Source organism: Azospirillum sp. A26 (genome assembly GCF_042604635.1).
Taxonomy (GTDB): domain Bacteria; phylum Pseudomonadota; class Alphaproteobacteria; order Azospirillales; family Azospirillaceae; genus Azospirillum; species Azospirillum palustre.
Window position 1 is genome coordinate 2,124,898 of record NZ_CP170472.1, and the last position, 17,089, is coordinate 2,141,986.

The following is a 17,089-nucleotide window of genomic DNA, read 5'->3' on the forward strand; positions in this document are numbered from 1 at the left end:
CTAACCGGACGCGGCGACACTGGCAGCCTGACGGATGGCCGATGCGATCTCGTCTTCGCTGCGTCCTCCATTGATGGCGATGCGCCCACCGAAGACGAAGTGAGGAACCGACCTGACCCCGGCCGCCATCGATTGGGCCGCCTCAAGCTCGACACGTCTGTGCTGCTCGGGATCGAGCGCCATCGCTCGGGCTTCTTCGCGTTCGAACCCATAGGCCACGGCGATATCCGCGAGGACATCGGCGTCCGAAATGTTCTTTGCCTTCAGAAAATGGGCATCGGTGATCGCGACCGCGAGCCGATGCTGCGTCCCTCGTGCCCGCGCCGCAAGGATCAGCCCGTGCGCCGGCTGCGTCCTGTAAGTCCAGGGCTGGCGGCTCAGGTCAAGGTCAAGGCCGGACGCCCGTGCTTCCGCCTCGGGCCGGGCGAACGCCGCCTTCGGATCGGTCACGCCGTAGCGCGAGAGGAGAAGATCGGGAATATAGAGGCCTTCCGCTGGCGCATCGGGAAGCAGAAGGACCGGATGGTGACGGATATCCACGTCCAGCCCGGAGAATCGTTCCGCCAGGACCTTATCGAGACGGTGATGCCCGATGATGCACCAGGGACAGGTGATCTCGGTGTAAAGATCGATTTGCAGCATCATGTCATCCTTCTGACCGTTGAGCCGGCAAGTCTTGGAAAGTCTTGGATTGATCTGAGCACCCCCATCAAAGTCAGCGGCCGCCTACCGGGCTGGTTGGGATGTCGGTGAAGACATGCATGGTCGCGCTCGCAGCCCGAGCAGTCGGCCGGCCCGCTTCAGGCGGCCTTTTCCAAGACCGAGCGAACCTGGGCTTCGGTGGCGGCGATGGCGGCCTTGGCCGCCTCAGACCCGAAGACGGTACCTTCCACGCGGACGATTTCGATGTCGGTCAGGCCGATGAAGCCCAAGAGGTGGCGAAGATAGCCTGTCTGGAAATCGAAGGGGGCGTAGTCGCCTTCCGAGAAGACGCCGCCTGCGGCAGTGACGAGATAGACCTTCTTGCCGGTCAGCAATCCCTGCGGGCCGCCGGCTTCGCTATAACCGAAGGTCACGCCCGGCCAGGTGATATGATCGAACCAGCTCTTGAGCTGAGACGACGGGCCGAAATTGATCATGCCCGAACCCAGGACGATCACATTGGCCGCCTTCACCTCGTCGACGAGCTGCTGGGCAAGGCCGACCGCCTCGACCTGCTCGGGCGTGCGCGCCTCCGGGGCCGCGGCGCGGCCGGCGATATAGGCCTGCGCGATATACGGCGGTGGGTTGGCCGCGAGATCGCGGGTCAAAAGGGTGCCGCCCAAGCGAAGCTTGAGGCCTTCGGCGATCTCGGTCGCGAAGCGGCTGGACAGGCTCTCGGCGCCACGAGGGCTCGATGTGACGAGGAGGATGTTTGTCATGGTTGCTCCGAGATGAACAGGGCAGTTAATTCTTGTTACCAACGCTATTAAGATGACTGCCCTGTCTCTCGCAAGAAGGCACTCTCATGACACTTGGTAACATTGATTTTCCCACCCCCGGCAAAGGTGACGACTGCCGGATGGTTCGGGAAATCCTTGATCTCATCGGCGACAAATGGACCCTGTACATCATCGCGACGCTCAAGGATGGCCCAATCCGGTTCAATGAACTGCGGCGCCGGATCGACGGCATCTCACAACGAATGCTGACGATCAACTTGCGCGGACTGGAACGTGACGGGTTGGTGAAGCGGACGTTGTTCCCAACCGTTCCGCCGCGCGTGGAGTATGAGTTGACGGATGTCGGGCGGACGCTTCTTGCGCCAGTCATGACTCTCGTGACCTGGGCGAACAGCAATCAGGGAAACATCCGTGACGCTCGCGTCCGATACGATGCAAGCTGAGGCGTATGGGGACAGAGTTGAGCCGGTATCCGGCGGTGGCAAGGGGCGGCAGGCCAAGGTGTTTTTCCGAGCGCTCTTACCACAGGGCCCTCCCCATGATAGGACTAAAAGCCGCCACAGCCCGAGGAGTGTCCTGCATGCAGCGCCCATGGCGCCACGCCCCCTTGCGCCCGTCCTCCTGCGCACCCGCCCCGCCGGATGGAACAGTGAACAGCCCCCCGGAAAACCGTTCCAACCTGTTCCAAACGTTCCATCCCACCGCCGCCACCCATGCCCGGCGGCGCCGGGTGGAACAGTGAACAGTCCCCCGAAAACCGTTCCACGCTGTTCCACCCGCCCCACTCCGCCCCCAAAACGAAACGGCCCCCTTCCCTTGCGGGAAGAGGGCCGTCGTCGTTTCAGCTACCCGAACAGGCTCAGTCGCGCTTGACCGTGTCGCTGTTCAGCGCCGCCTGCGCCGCCGCCAGCCGGGCGATCGGCACGCGGTAGGGCGAGCAGGAGACATAGGTCAGACCGATCTTCTCGCAGAAGGAGATCGAGGCCGGGTCGCCGCCATGCTCGCCGCAGATGCCGAGCTTGATGTCCGGACGGACCTTGCGGCCGCGCTCGGTGGCGATCTCCACCAGCTCGCCGACGCCGGTGACGTCGAGCGACTGGAACGGGTCCTGCTCCAGGATGCCCTGGCGCTGGTACTCCGGCAGGAAGCTGCCGGCGTCGTCGCGCGACAGGCCCAGCGTGGTCTGGGTCAGGTCGTTGGTGCCGTAGCTGAAGAACTCGGCCGACTCGGCGATCTCGCCGGCCTTCAGGGCCGCGCGCGGGATCTCGATCATCGTGCCGGTCAGATACTCCACCGTCACGCCGGTCTCGGCCTTCACCTGCTCGGCGGCGCGGTCGATCACCGCCTTGAGGATGTCGAACTCCTTGCGGGTGATGATCAGCGGGATCATCACTTCGGGAATGACGGCCTCGCCGGTGGTCTTGGCGACCTCGGCGGCGGCGGCGAAGATGGCGCGGGCCTGCATCTCGTAGATCTCGGGGTACGAGATGCCCAGACGGCAGCCGCGATGGCCCAGCATCGGGTTCGCTTCATGCAGCTGGATGGTGCGGTGGCGCACCCGCAGCGGATCGGTGCCGGTGGCCTGGGCGACCTCCGCCATGTCCTCTTCGGTGTTCGGCAGGAACTCGTGCAGCGGCGGGTCGAGCAGGCGGATCGTCACCGGCAGGCCGGCCATAATCGTGAACAGATCGACGAAGTCCTTCTTCTGGAAGGGCTCCAGCTTGGCGAGCGCCTTGCGGCGGCCGGCCTCGTCCTCCGCCAGGATCATCTCGCGGACGGCCAGGATGCGCTCCGGGTCGAAGAACATGTGCTCGGTGCGCGACAGGCCGATGCCCTCGGCGCCGAACTTCCGCGCGGTGCGGGCGTCCAGCGGGGTCTCGGCGTTGGCGCGGACCTTCATCCGCCGGATCTTGTCGGCCCAGCCCATCAGGGTGGCGAAGTCGCCGGACAGCTCCGGCTGGATCGTCGGCACCTCGCCCAGCATCACCTCGCCGGTGGAGCCGTCGATGGTCAGGATGTCGCCTTCCTTGACGGCGACGCCGCGGACCGACATCTGCTTGGTCTTGTAGTCGATGCGCAGGTCGCCTGCACCCGACACGCAGGCACGGCCCATGCCGCGGGCCACCACCGCCGCGTGGCTGGTCATGCCGCCGCGGCTGGTCAGGATGCCGCGGGCGGCGTGCATGCCGTGGATGTCCTCAGGCGAGGTCTCGATGCGGCAGAGGATCACCGCCTCGCCCTTGCCGGCCATCTGCTCGGCCTCGTCGGCGGTGAAGACCACCTTGCCCGATGCCGCACCGGGGGAGGCCGGCAGGCCCTTGGCGATGATCTTGCGGTCGGCCTTGGGGTCCAGCGTCGGGTGCAGCAACTGGTCGAGCGAGGCCGGATCGATGCGGCGGACCGCCTCGTTCTGGTCGATGACGCCCTCGTTCGCCAGATCGACGGCGATCTTCAGCGCCGCAGGCGCCGTGCGCTTGCCGTTGCGGGTCTGCAGCATGAACAGCTTGTTCTGCTGGACCGTGAACTCGATGTCCTGCATGTCGCGGTAGTGCTTTTCCAGCTTGAGGCGGACCTCGTTCAGCTGGTTGAACACCTCCGGCATCACCTCCTCCATGGCGGGGAGGTCGGACTTGTTGGCGATCTTGCCGGCGACGGTCAGGTGCTGCGGGGTGCGGATGCCGGCGACGACGTCCTCACCCTGGGCGTTGACCAGATACTCGCCGTAGAAAGCGTTCTCGCCGGTCGACGGGTTGCGGGTGAATGCCACGCCGGTGGCGCAGTCGTTGCCCATGTTGCCGAAGACCATGCACTGCACGTTGACCGCGGTGCCCCAGGCGGCCGGGATGTCGTGCAGCTTGCGGTAGGTGATGGCGCGGGCGTTCATCCACGAATCGAAGACGGCGCCGATGGCGCCCCACAGCTGCTCCTGCACGTCCTGCGGGAAGGGCCGGCCCAGCTCGCGCTCAACCGCCTTCTTGTAGTCCTCGATCACCGCCTGCCAATCCTCGGCCGACAGGTCGGTGTCGAGGTTGTAGGACTTGTCGCGCTTGTGGTTGTCGAGGATGTCCTCGAAATGGTGATGCTCAACGTCGAGCACGACGTTGGAGTACATCTGGATGAAGCGGCGGTAGCTGTCGTAGGCGAAGCGGCCGTCACCCGACCGCTTGGCGAGTCCGGCGGCGGTCGCGTCGTTCAGGCCCAGGTTGAGGACGGTGTCCATCATGCCCGGCATCGACGCGCGGGCGCCGGACCGGACCGACACCAGCAGCGGGTTGGCCGGATCGCCGAACTTGGCGTCCATCGCCTGTTCCAGCCGCGTGATGGCGGCGTTCACCTGCGCCGTCAGCTCCGCCGGATAGGAGCGTCCGTTGGCGTAGAAATAGGTGCACAGCTCGGTGGTGATCGTGAAGCCCGGCGGAACGGGCAGGCCAAGATTGGCCATTTCGGCCAGATTGGCGCCCTTGCCGCCCAGCAGGTTCTTCATATCGGCCCGTCCTTCGGTGGCACCGGCCCCGAAGCTGTAGACCCACTTGGATTCACCCTGGCTCGCCATTGCGGATTTCCTCTCGCCCCATGGTCGTCCGGCGTGCGGGTGCTCCCCTTGTGTCCCCTGGACATTCCACCCGGCGGAAATCCGCAAGGCGGAACACCGTGGTCAGTTTGCTTGACCGCACATGCCGCTGAATGGACCTTCTATCGCCCCAAACGTTGGGACACAAGACAGTCGCGTGGTCTAGAACAGGATGACCTGCGCTTCGCCGGCAAAGGAGCGTTGCGGCTATATCGTATTGCCCAGATCCTTGCCCGCATCCCCATTACTCCGGCGGATCCGCATAATACCGATTCGAATGGTGAATTGCGCCCGAAGTACCCCGTAAATCCAAATAAAAACGGGACCATTTCCCCTGCAAATGTTTCAGATGCTGAAGCAGGCGGCGGCTGGACATTCGACCCAGTGCTTGCCCTCTCCCGCCAGCCATCTGACGAGCGCCGCCGACGCCATCGGCCGGGCGAACAGATAACCCTGGCCGATGGCGCAGCCTTCCGCTTCCAGCATGCGGTGCTGGGCCTCGCGCTCAACCCCCTCCGCGACGACCGTCAGGCCCAGCGCCTCGCCGATCTGGATGATGGCGCGGACCAGCGGCCGGTTGGCGGCGTCGATGTCCAGTTCCTTGACGAAGCTGCGGTCGATCTTCAGCTCACCGACCGGGAAACGCTTCAGATAGCTCAGGGACGAATAGCCGGTGCCGAAATCGTCGATGGACAGGGTGACGCCCAGCGCGTGCAGGGCATCCAGCGCGTCATGGACGCCGATCTCCTCCGTCATCATCAGCCGTTCGGTGATCTCCAGCGTCAGATCGTTGGCCGGGATGCCGTTGGTGGCCAGCGCGGCGCGGACCTGATCCGGCAGGTCGCCACGGGCGAAGCGGACGGCGGAGACGTTCACCGCCAGCCCGGGCACCGGCACCCCCGCCGCGCGCCAGCGGCCGAGCTGCGCCACCGAAGTCTGCAACACCCAGCTGTCCAGCCGGTCGATCAGCCCGCATTCCTCGGCCAGCGGCACGAACTCCACCGGCGACACCGCTCCCCAGCGCGGGTGGGTCCAGCGGATCAGCGCCTCCACCCGATGCAGGCAGTTCGGCTTCAACCGCAACTGGGGCTGGTAATACAGCTCGAACGGCGCCTCCTCCTCCGGACAGCCCGCCTCCTGCCGGTCGAGCGCCTCGCGCAGCGCCGCCTCCATCTCCAGCCGGCGCACCGCCTGCTCGTTCATGTCGCGGCGGAAGAAGTGGCAGCGATTGCGGCCCGCCTGCTTGGCCCGGTACATCGCCGCGTCGGCTTGGCGCAGCAGCGTGTCGAAATCCATGCCGTCGTCGGGATGCACGGCGATGCCGATGCTGGCGGTCGGGGTCAGCGTCAGATCGGCCACCGTCACCGGCACCGCCAGGGCGGCGAGCACCCGCTCGGCCAGCAGCGAGGCATGGGCCGCGTCGCAGCCCGGCAGCAACGCCACGAACTCGTCGCCGCCCAGCCGGGCCAGCGTGTCGCCTTCGATGAACAGCGGCTTCAGCCGGGTCGCCACCTCCACCAGCAGACGGTCGCCGACCGCATGCCCCAGCGAGTCGTTGATTGTCTTGAAGCGGTCGATGTCCAGGAACATCAGCGTCACCGGCTGCCGGGTGCGCCCGGCCAGCGCCAGCGCCGCGGTGGCGCGGTCGGCCAGAAGCTGGCGGTTGGGCAGCCCGGTCAGCGTGTCGAAGTAGGCCAGCCGGTTGATCTCCGCCCGCGCCCGGTCATGCTCGATGGCGAGCGCGCACAGATGCACGCAGGCTTCCACCAGCCGGCGATGAAAGGGAGGGGCCGGGCGCGGCTCGCGGTAATAGAGCGCGAAGCTGCCCAGCATGCGGGCATCCCGCCCCTTGATCGGATTGGACCAGCAGGCCGCCAGCCCATGGGCCAGCGTCTGCGCCTGGAACGGCGCCCAATGCGGATCGTCGGCGATGTTCGCGGACATGACCGCCAAGCCCCGGCTCATCGCACTGCCGCAGGCCCCGACATCCGGCCCGATCTGAAAGCCGTCGATGATGGCGATGTAAGCGGCGGGCAGAGACGGCGCCGCCGCCACCCGCAAGCGCTTCTCGTCATCGCACAGCATCACCGAACAGGCGACATCCGGCGCACAGGCCTCCACCTGCCGACAGAGAAAATCCAGGACCTGCTTCAGCGACCGGCCGGTCGCCACCAGTTCCAGAACATTCTGCTGCAGGCGGGCAACCGCCTCCGCCCGTTCGCGTTCGTCATAGTTGCGCATCTCGCACAGCAGCAGCTCATCGTCCCCGTCGGTCAGATGCTGCCAAAACAGATCGACCGGGACCGGATCATGGCGCAGGATCCGCAAGGCGCCGGCACCGGGCGGCGGATGATCCCCCCGCGCACCGTCCCACAACGCCTGCCAGTCACGTCCACCGAGATCGAGCAAGTTGGGCAGCGAGCGGCCGACCAGCGTCTCCAGAGGAAGGCCGGTCAGCCGGGCAAAGCCGGGGTTGGCACCGACGATAGTGCCGTCGGCCGATGTCCAGACCAAGGCAGCGCTCCATTGCGCGGCGGTTGCCCGCAACAGGCGATCGGACGGCAGACGGTCGTCCAGCGCGGTCGCGGCCGAATCCATGACCCCTGATCCCTCCGGACATACTTCGGGAACGCCGCGTCGGCGCCCCCGGGAGAGTCAGCTAACATGAACACACGCGGCACGGTCAAGGCTCCTCACGCTTCGACCAAGCCGTTGCAGCCACACAAGAACGGTTCTAATCCGCCATCGCTGAAACCGTTCGTGCACAACAAAAAGGGAGGAAGTGGTTTCCCACTTCCTCCCCATCGTCATTGGCCTTCGGATGGCGCCCCCGGCGGGAGCGCCGTCCTTCGATCAGCTGCAGCCGGTGGTCGACCCGCAGCTGTCGCACTTCAGGCAGGTGCCGTTGCGGACCAGGGTCATGTTGCCGCACTCGCCGCAGGGATCGCCCTCATAGCCGCGGGCGCGGGCCTCACGGATGCGGTCGAAGCGCTGGTCGCTGGTGCTGCCGCCATAGGCCGTGCCGGTGGCCGCGGTGGCGGCAACATGGCCCTGCACAGTGGCGGCGGCGACCGCCGGGCTGGCCGACATGGCCGCCTGGGCGGACGCCTGGGTGCCGGCCGAGGCGGTGACGCTGACCGCCGCCGTGTCGGTGCCGGTGGCGGCGAAGGCCGCTGCGGCGCTGGCCCGCTGGACCTGACCGCCCGTCTGGCCGCCATGCAGGACGCGCAGGTTGTTGCGGACATAGCCGGTCGACGCGATGCGGCGGACGATGTCGGACGGCTGTACCTGGGTGTCCGGCAGGTCGCCCTGCTTGTCGCCGCTGCCGACCGTCGACGGCACCAGATCCTCCGGCGTGGCGTGCGCCAGATCGGTGCGGTTCAGGTAGGAGATGGCGATCTCGCGGAAGATGTAGTCGATGATCGACGTCGCCATCTTGATGGTGTCGTTGCCGGTCACCATGCCCGACGGTTCGAAGCGCGTGAAGGTGAAGGCTTCCACGAACTCCTCGAGCGGCACGCCATACTGCAGACCGATCGACACCGCGATGGCGAAGTTGTTCATCAGCGACCGGAAGGCGGCGCCTTCCTTGTGCATGTCGATGAAGATCTCGCCCAGGCGGCCATCCTCATATTCGCCGGTGCGCAGATACACTTTGTGGCCGCCGACATTGGCCTTCTGGGTGTAGCCCTTGCGGCGGTGCGGCAGACGCTCGCGCGAGCTGCTCTTCCGCTCGATCACCCGCTCGATCACCTTCTCGACGATGCGCTCGGTGACCATCTGGGCGCGGACGGCTGCCGGCGCCTCGATCATCGCCTCGACCGCCTCGCCATCCTCCTCGTCGTCGAGCAGGGCGGCCTGCAGCGGCTGGCTCAGCTTGGAGCCGTCGCGGTAGAGCGCGTTCGCCTTCAGGCCCAGGCGCCAGGACATCAGGTAGGCGTCCTTGCACTCGTCGACCGTCGCCGTGTTCGGCATGTTGATGGTCTTGGAGATGGCGCCGGAGATGAAGGGCTGCGCCGCCGCCATCATCGTGATGTGCGATTCCCAGGACAGGAAGCGCTTGCCGATGCGGCCGCAGGGGTTGGCGCAGTCGAACACCGACAGATGCTCGTCCTTCAGGAAGGGTGCACCCTCCAGGGTCATGGCGCCGCAGCAGAAGGTGTTGGCCAGCTCGATCTGCGACTTGCTGAAGCCGATGTGGCTCAGCAGGTCGAAGCCCGGGGCGTCCAGCGTCTCGGCCGGGATACCCAGCGTCTGGGTGCAGAAGTCGGCGCCGATGGTCCAGCGGTTGAAGACGAACTTGATGTCGAAGGCGGTGGCGAGGTTGCCCTCGAGCCGCTCCAGCAGCTCGGCGGTGAAGCCCTTGGCCTTCAGCGCCTCGTGGTTCACGCCCGGGGCGTTCTTCAGCGTGCCATGGCCGACGGCGTAGAGCGCGATCTCTTCGATCTGGTCCGGGGTGTAGCCGAGCGTCTTCAGCGCCTCCGGCACCAGACGGTTGACGATCTTGAAGTAGCCGCCGCCGGCCAGCTTCTTGAACTTCACCAGGGCGAAGTCGGGCTCGATGCCGGTGGTATCGCAGTCCATCACCAGACCGATGGTGCCGGTCGGGGCGACCACGGTGGCCTGGGCGTTGCGATAGCCGTGGGCCTCGCCCAGTTCCAGCGCCTCGTCCCACACGCGGACGGCGGCGAGCGCCAGCTCCTGGTCCGGGCAGAGGTCGGCGACGAAGGGCACCGGCTCGACCGCCAGCCCCTCATAGCCGTTCATCTCGCCGTTGGCGGCACGGCGATGGTTGCGGATGACCCGCAGCATGTGGTCGCGGTTGGCCTCGAAGCCCGGGAAGGTGCCCAGCTCCTGCGCCATCTCGGCCGAGGTGGCATAGGCGACGCCGGTCATAACGGCGGAGATGCCGGCGCAGTAGGCGCGGCCCTCGTCCGAGTCGTAGGACAGGCCGGACGCCATCAGCAGGCCGCCGAGGTTGGCGAAGCCGAGGCCCAGCGTGCGGAACTCGTAGGAGAGCTGGGCGATTTCCTTCGACGGGAACTGCGCCATCAGCACGGAGATTTCCAGCACGATGGTCCACAGCCGGCAGGCATGCTCGAATGCCTCGACGTCGAAGGAGCCGTCCTTCAGACGGAACGACATCAGGTTCAGCGACGCCAGATTGCAGGCGGTGTCGTCGAGGAACATGTATTCCGAGCACGGGTTCGAGGCGTTGATGCGCCCCGAGGCCGGGCAGGTGTGCCACTCGTTGATGGTGCTGTCGAACTGCACGCCCGGATCGGCGCAGGCCCAGGCGGCGTAGCCGACCTTGTCCCACAGGTCGCGGGCACGGACGGTCTTCACCACCTTGCCGTTGGTGCGGCCGATCAGGTTCCAGTCGGCATCGTCCAGCACCGCCTGCACGAACTCGTTGGAGATGCGCACGGAGTTATTGGAGTTCTGGCCGGAGACCGTCAGGTAGGCTTCCGAATCCCAATCGGTGTTGTAGGTCTTGAACTCGATCGAGGTGAAGCCCTGGCCGGCGAACTGGATCACGCGCTGGATGTAGTTCTCAGACACCTGATCCTTGCGGGCGGCGAGGATCGCCTTCTTGAGCTCCTTGTTCTCCTTCGGGTCCAGGCCCGACTGGGCGGCGGCCATCACCGAGGTCAGGTGCTTCTGGCAGATCCTGGAGCCGGTCACGAGTGCTGCGACCTTCTGCTCCTCATTCACCTTCCAGTCGATGTAGCCTTCGATGTCCGGATGGTCCATGTCCACCGTGACCATCTTGGCCGCACGGCGGGTGGTGCCGCCCGACTTGATGGCGCCCGCCGCGCGGTCGCCGATCTTCAGGAAGCTCATCAGGCCCGACGACTTGCCACCGCCGGCCAGCTTCTCACCTTCGCCGCGCAGGCGGGAGAAGTTGGAGCCGGTGCCCGAGCCGTACTTGAACAGGCGGGCCTCACGCACCCACAGGTCCATGATGCCGCCCTCGTTCACCAGATCGTCGGCGACGGACTGGATGAAGCAGGCGTGCGGCTGCGGATGCTCGTAGGCGGAGGCGGACGAGGTCAGCAGGCCGGTCTTGAAATCGACGTAGAAGTGGCCCTGGCTCGGGCCGTCGATGCCGTAGGCCCAATGCAGGCCGGTGTTGAACCACTGCGGGCTGTTCGGGGCCGCCATCTGGGCGGCCAGCATGAAGCGCATCTCGTCGAAGAAGGTGTGCGCGTCGGCCTCGGTGTCGAAATAGCCGCCCTTCCAGCCCCAATAGGTCCAGGTGCCGGCCAGACGGTCGAAGACCTGCTTGGCCGAATGCTCGCCGACGAAACGCTTTTCCTTCGGCAGGGCGGCGAGCTTCTCCTGGTCCGCCTCCTTGCGCCACAGCCAGGACGGGACGGTGTTCTCCTCCACAGCGCGGAGCGCTGCGGGGACGCCGGCCTTGCGGAAATACTTCTGGGCCAGGATGTCGCTGGCGACCTGCGAGAAGTTGTCCGGCACCTCGATGCCGGTCTGCTGGAAGACGATCGTCCCATCCGGGTTGCGGATCTCGCTGGTCGCCTGGCGGAAACCGAGGCTGGCGTAGGCGTCCTGGCCTTCGTGCGTGAAACGACGCTCAATCCGCATGATGAGACTGTCCCTTGCTTGGAGCCCGCCGCGGCGCGCTCAAATGGAAATATGGTGCGACCCGTCCCGTCGAAGCGGCCGGCGGTCTTCATCCGCCGTCCGGACCGGCAACGCAGATGGCGCCGTACAAACAGGGGGCTCTATGCCCGGCTGTCCGTCGTCGCCGCTGTGCTGCCGACCGGGGCCGCCGCTGGAGGCCGGCCGGGTCACGTGAGCGGCATCCTAGCCAGCGCGACCGGGGCAAGCAAGCCCCACTCTGCTAGATATTGTGGTTGACATCACCGAACCCCTCAAAACCTTGATCTTGTGGTGTTCAACCCGTCACCAGGGATCCTGTTCCCGCCTGCCAAGCAATTTTTTCAGGGGCGGTGGCGGACCGCATCGCGGTCGTGAGGCACAAACTGTAGGCACTCAAATCACCGCCGATGCCGGATCGGACGGCGCCACGCCCTGATTAGAGCGCAAAGCGCGGCCAATCACCAGTGCTTCGTCGCGATGGAAATCAACATCTTGTTACCTGTGCCCCATTGCACACACCACCGATTCTCTCCGCTTCGACTCGCGGCAAATTGGCGGAATCCAAGGGACGACTCGAAAGCGCGGACTGGAGCAGGCCTCGAGTCGCCGCCGGTCGGCCCGTGGATCGACACGGAAGAGGGGTGAGGGCGGCCTTCCCGCAACTATTTCAAGCGTCGCCGGTTAAGGCGGGTGGAGCCAAGATGGATCCCGCGCGATCCCATTGATCCTTGGGGGGAGGAGAAGCGCCCATGCTGAAGATCGCCCACAAGATGTGGTTCGCATTGCCGGCACTGACACTGCTTGTCGGCATGGCGACTCCGCCGGGTGCGGCTGCCCAGAGCGTCATCATCAACGGCTCGACTCCGGCCGTTGGTGCGGCGGTGGAGCGCAAGACCGGTCCCAGCGTCGACCAGTTGATGGACCGCAGTGTCCTCGGTGCCGACGGTTCGAAGATCGGCACCGTCACCGACGTGATCCTCAACGACAAGGGCGAGGCCCAATACATCGTCATCCATTCCGGCGGCATTCTGGGCTTCGGCGGCAAGAACATCGCGGCCGACCTGACCCTGGCCGACCTGCGCACCGGCACCGAGGCGATCCATCTGCGCGAGGTAACGGCCGCCAGCGTCCGCGACATGCCCGAATTCCGCTACGACGACAGCATCACATCGCTGACCCGCAGCCCGGAACCGCGGCGGCATTAGCAAAATGGAGCAACGAAAAAGGCCGCGCCCCAAACGGGACGCGGCCTTTTTCTTACCCTACCGGGAGATCGCTAAGCCCCCTCTCCGACGTTGCCGCCGAAGAGAATGGCGTCAGGCGATCACTCGTCGTTCTGCTGCTTGCGCTTCAGAGCGGCGCCCAGGATGTCGCCCAGCGAGGCGCCCGAGTCGGACGAACCGAACTCGGCCATCGCCTGCTTCTCTTCCTCCATCTCGCGGGCCTTGATGGACAGCGAGATGCGGCGGGAAGCGCGGTCGATCTGGGTAACCTTGGCATCGACCTTCTCGCCGACGGCGAAACGGTCCGGACGCTGTTCCGAACGGTCGCGGGACAGATCCGACTTGCGGATGAAGCCGGTGTAGCCCTCGCCGACGGTCACTTCGATGCCGCCGTCCGTCACCTGCGTCACGGTGCAGGTCACGACTTCGTTCTTCTTCAGGCCGGCGGTGGCCGACTCGAACGGGTCGCTGGCCAGCTGCTTGATGCCGAGGCTGATGCGCTCCTTCTCGACGTCGACGTCGAGAACCTTGACCTTGACGCGGTCGCCCTTCTTGTACTCGGCGATCGCCTCTTCACCCGACTTGGCCCAGTCGAGATCGGACATGTGAACCATGCCGTCGATGTCGCCCGGGAGGCCGACGAACAGACCGAACTCGGTGATGTTCTTGACTTCGCCTTCCAGCTCGGTGCCGGGACCGAACTTGTCGGTGAAGGTCTCCCACGGGTTGTCCAGGCACTGCTTCAGGCCGAGGCTGATGCGGCGCTTCTGCGGATCGACGTCCAGGACCATGACCTCGACTTCCTGCGAAGTCGACACGATCTTGCCCGGATGGACGTTCTTCTTGGTCCAGGACATTTCCGAAACGTGGACCAGGCCCTCGATCCCCGGCTCCAGCTCCACGAAGGCGCCGTAGTCGGTGATGTTGGTGACGCGGCCCTTGAACTTCGCGCCGACCGGATACTTGGCCTCGACGCCTTCCCACGGGTCGGCTTCGAGCTGCTTCATACCCAGGCTGATGCGCTGGGTTTCCGGGTTGAAGCGGATGACCTGGACCGTGACGGTCTGGCCGATCTGCAGGGCTTCCGACGGATGGTTGATGCGGCGCCACGCGATGTCGGTGACGTGCAGCAGGCCGTCGACGCCGCCCAGGTCGACGAACGCACCGTAGTCGGTGATGTTCTTGACGACGCCCTGGAGGATCTGGCCTTCCTTGAGGTTGGCCACCAGTTCCGAACGGGCCTCGGCGCGGCTCTCTTCGAGCACGGCGCGGCGCGACACGACGATGTTGCCGCGCGAGCGGTCCATCTTCAGGATCTGGAACGGCTGCGGGGTGCCCAGCAGCGGGGAGATGTCGCGGACCGGACGGATGTCGACCTGGCTGCCCGGCAGGAAGGCAACGGCGCCCGACAGGTCGACCGTGAAGCCACCCTTGACGCGGCCGAAGATGACGCCGGTGACGCGGGTCTGGTCGTTGAACGACTTCTCCAGCAGGGCCCAGGCTTCTTCGCGCTTCGCCTTCTCACGGCTCAGCATCGCCTCGCCGTTCTTGTCTTCCATCCGCTCGAGGTAGACCTCGACGGTGTCGCCCGCCTTCAGCTCGGGCGGCTGGCCGGCAACGGCGAATTCCTTCAGCGCGACGCGGCCTTCCGACTTCAGACCGACGTCGATGGTGACCATGTCGTTCTCGACGGCGACGACGCGTCCCTTGACGACCGTACCTTCGAGCGACTCGGCCGCGCCCAGCGACTCTTCAAGCAGAGACGCGAAGCTTTCCTTTTCGACCGTGCGGGCCAGTGACTGTGCCATTGAAACTCCTAAAGGTGGCGCGAAAGCAGCCCCGTTCCGGTCCCGCCCGCGGCAAAACGGGTGGGACCTCGACCGAACCGCCGCGCCGGGCACCACGCCCGGCGACTTGGTTGATGGTTTTCCTTGGAGGGAGTCGGACCCGTTCGCGCCGCCACCGGCGGCCCGTCAACGGAAGTCGGAAGCGGCGGCGTTACGCCGTGGGCTTCAGACCGGTTTTCGAACCGATGTGGGCGACCGCCATCGAGAACACCTGATCGGCATCGAGAGCGGACGTATCAAGCACAAAAGCGTCGGCAGCCGGACGGAGCGGGGCCACCGCTCTCTGGCTGTCGCGCGCATCACGAGTCTTCATGTCCTCCAGGACATCGGAGGATATAGCCGGAATCCCCCGTCTCTGCAACTCCTTGAGTCGCCGTTCGGCCCGGACCTCCACCGAAGCGGTAATGAACAGTTTGGCCTGGGCATCGGGGCAGACCACCGTGCCGATGTCGCGCCCGTCCAGAACCGCCCCCGGCGCGCCGCCCGGCGGGTGGGCCGCGAAGCGCCGCTGGAAGTCGAGCAGCGCCGCCCGCACCTCCGGCACCGCCGCCACCTTGCTGGCCGCCTGCGCCGCCTCGTCGGTGCGCAGGGCCACCTCCCGCAGGATCGGGTGTTCGGGGTGCAGGTCATAGGCCGCATGCGCCGCCGCCGCATTGTCGGCGGGATCGCCGCCGGCCCGCAGCACCGACACGCCGACCGCGCGGTACAGCACGCCGGTGTCGAGGTGGGCGAAGCCGAAGGCATCGGCGATGCGCTGCGACAGGGTGCCCTTGCCGCTGGCGGCCGGGCCGTCGATGGCGACGACCACGGTCCCGGCCGGAGCGCCCTGGTTGGAAAGCGGCTGCGTCATGGCCTCACGCCTCCACGATCGCGGCGCCGAGCCCGTTCATCAGCCCGACGAAATCGGGGAAGCTGGTGTCGATGAAGGCGCCGTCGTCGACCGACACCGGCTGTTCGGTCGCCATGCCCAGAACCAGGAAGCTCATGGCGATGCGGTGGTCCATGGCGGTGAGGACGGTGGCGCCACCCTTCGGCGGCTTGCCGGTGCCATGGACCGTCAGGCTGTCGTCGGCGCCGACCTCGACCGACACGCCGCAACGGGTCAGCCCCTCCGCCACCATGGCGAGGCGGTCGCTCTCCTTCACCCGCAGTTCCTTCAGCCCGAGCATCACCGTGGTGCCCTCGGCACAGGCGGCGGCGGCGGCCAGGACCGGGTATTCGTCGATCATGCTCGGCGCGCGATCCGCCGGCACCACGATTCCCTTCAAGGCGCTGTGCTTCACCCGCAGGTCGGCCACCGGCTCGCCCGCCTGGTCGCGACGGTTCTCGAAGGCGATGTCGGCCCCCATCTCCACCAGCGTGTCGTAGAGGCCGGTGCGGCGCGGGTTCATGCCGACGTCGTTCAGCAGCAGTTCGGAGCCCGGCCGCAGCAGGGCGGCGACCGCCGGGAAGGCGGCGCTGCTGGGATCGGCCGGCACATGGATACTGCGGCCGGTCAGCTCCGGCTGGCCGGTGACGGTGACGGCCAGCGCGCCGTCCTCCAGCCGCTCGGTGGTCACGGTGGCGCCGAAATGGCGCAGCATCAGTTCGGTGTGGTCGCGGGTCGGCTCCGCCTCGATCACCGTGGTGGCGCCGGCGGTGTTGAGGCCGGCCAGCAGGATCGCCGACTTCACCTGGGCGGAGGCCACCGGCAGGCGGTAGGTGATCGGAATCAGGTCGCCGCTGCCGACCACGGTCAGCGGCAGGCGTCCGCCGGAGCGGCCAACGAAGCGGGCGCCCATCTCCTCCAGCGGCTTGGTGACGCGGGCCATCGGCCGCTTGTTCAGCGAGGCGTCGCCGGTGAAGACGCAGGTGATCGGATGGCCGGCGACCAGCCCCATCAACAGGCGGGCGGCAGTGCCGCTGTTGCCCATGTCGAGAACCTGAGCCGGCTCCTGCAACGCACCCAACCCGACGCCGCGCACGCGCCAGACACCGCCCCCCTGGCCGTCGTCGCTCCGCTCCGCCTCTGCCCCCAGCAGACGCATGGCAGCTGCGGTGTGCAGCACATCCTCGCCCTCCAGCAGGCCGTGGATCACCGTCTCGCCCACGGCGATGGCGCCCAGCATCAGCGACCGGTGCGAAATCGACTTGTCGCCGGGCACGCGGATGCTGCCCCGGATCGCGCCGGTGGTGGTGGAGCGCAGCGGCCTTGCGTGCGTCATGGGACGGGTCCTTCGGATCGGAACGGGAAGCGGTTGTGGCCGCCGTTCCTATCACAGCCCCCGCCCCGATGCGAGAGGGGCCAAATCGCCACCTGTACCGGTGCCATCCGCCCAAGCGTCCCGCGGCCGCCCACCCGGCAGCCTCCAGCTTGCACAAATGAAAAGAGGCCGCCCGAAA

At 66.5% G+C, this 17,089-nt stretch carries 10 protein-coding genes; 2 read left to right on the forward strand and 8 right to left on the reverse strand.

What is annotated here, in order from left to right:
* Together ABNQ39_RS10655 and ABNQ39_RS10660 are read right to left on the reverse strand one after the other, a co-directional pair.
* Positions 1 to 645, reverse strand: coding sequence for a DsbA family oxidoreductase (locus ABNQ39_RS10655; RefSeq protein WP_376957583.1), 645 nt, complete (start codon positions 643 to 645; stop codon positions 1 to 3).
* A 155-nt stretch (positions 646 to 800) separates the two neighbouring features.
* A complete protein-coding gene (locus ABNQ39_RS10660) occupies positions 801 to 1,421 on the reverse strand; it encodes an FMN-dependent NADH-azoreductase (protein ID WP_376957585.1) in 621 nt (206 codons plus the stop codon).
* Positions 1,422 to 1,507: 86 nt separating this feature from the next.
* Here ABNQ39_RS10660 and ABNQ39_RS10665 point away from each other — a divergent pair, with 86 nt between their 5' ends.
* Positions 1,508 to 1,885 carry a winged helix-turn-helix transcriptional regulator gene (locus ABNQ39_RS10665; RefSeq protein WP_376957587.1) on the forward strand — a complete coding sequence of 126 codons (378 nt, stop codon included), beginning with the start codon at positions 1,508 to 1,510 and terminating at the stop codon, positions 1,883 to 1,885.
* 416 nt (positions 1,886 to 2,301) lie between these two features.
* Here ABNQ39_RS10665 and ppdK read toward each other — a convergent pair whose 3' ends face one another.
* From ppdK to ABNQ39_RS10680, 3 genes are all read right to left on the reverse strand, one after another.
* Positions 2,302 to 4,995 (reverse strand): pyruvate, phosphate dikinase, encoded by a 2,694-nt coding sequence (gene ppdK / locus ABNQ39_RS10670; protein ID WP_376957589.1) that lies wholly within the window; start codon positions 4,993 to 4,995, stop codon positions 2,302 to 2,304.
* A gap of 363 nt (positions 4,996 to 5,358) precedes the next feature.
* A complete protein-coding gene (locus tag ABNQ39_RS10675) occupies positions 5,359 to 7,611 on the reverse strand; it encodes a sensor domain-containing protein (protein WP_376957591.1) in 2,253 nt (750 codons plus the stop codon).
* Positions 7,612 to 7,866: 255 nt separating this feature from the next.
* Positions 7,867 to 11,619, reverse strand: a complete 3,753-nt coding sequence (locus ABNQ39_RS10680; RefSeq protein WP_376957593.1) for a vitamin B12-dependent ribonucleotide reductase — start codon at positions 11,617 to 11,619, stop codon at positions 7,867 to 7,869.
* A gap of 767 nt (positions 11,620 to 12,386) precedes the next feature.
* Here ABNQ39_RS10680 and ABNQ39_RS10685 point away from each other — a divergent pair.
* Complete coding sequence (locus ABNQ39_RS10685; RefSeq protein ID WP_376957595.1) at positions 12,387 to 12,842, forward strand: PRC-barrel domain-containing protein; 456 nt, start codon at positions 12,387 to 12,389, stop codon at positions 12,840 to 12,842.
* 119 nt (positions 12,843 to 12,961) lie between these two features.
* Here ABNQ39_RS10685 and rpsA read toward each other — a convergent pair whose 3' ends face one another.
* From rpsA to aroA, 3 genes are all read right to left on the reverse strand, one after another.
* Positions 12,962 to 14,668, reverse strand: a complete 1,707-nt coding sequence (rpsA, locus tag ABNQ39_RS10690) for a 30S ribosomal protein S1 (protein ID WP_376957597.1) — start codon at positions 14,666 to 14,668, stop codon at positions 12,962 to 12,964.
* Positions 14,669 to 14,858: 190 nt separating this feature from the next.
* On the reverse strand, positions 14,859 to 15,515 hold the full coding sequence (gene cmk, locus ABNQ39_RS10695; RefSeq protein WP_376959777.1) for a (d)CMP kinase: 657 nt from the start codon (positions 15,513 to 15,515) through the stop codon (positions 14,859 to 14,861).
* A 46-nt stretch (positions 15,516 to 15,561) separates the two neighbouring features.
* Positions 15,562 to 16,911, reverse strand: coding sequence for a 3-phosphoshikimate 1-carboxyvinyltransferase (aroA, locus tag ABNQ39_RS10700; protein WP_376957599.1), 1,350 nt, complete (start codon positions 16,909 to 16,911; stop codon positions 15,562 to 15,564).
* Between the last annotated feature and the right edge of the window lie 178 nt (positions 16,912 to 17,089).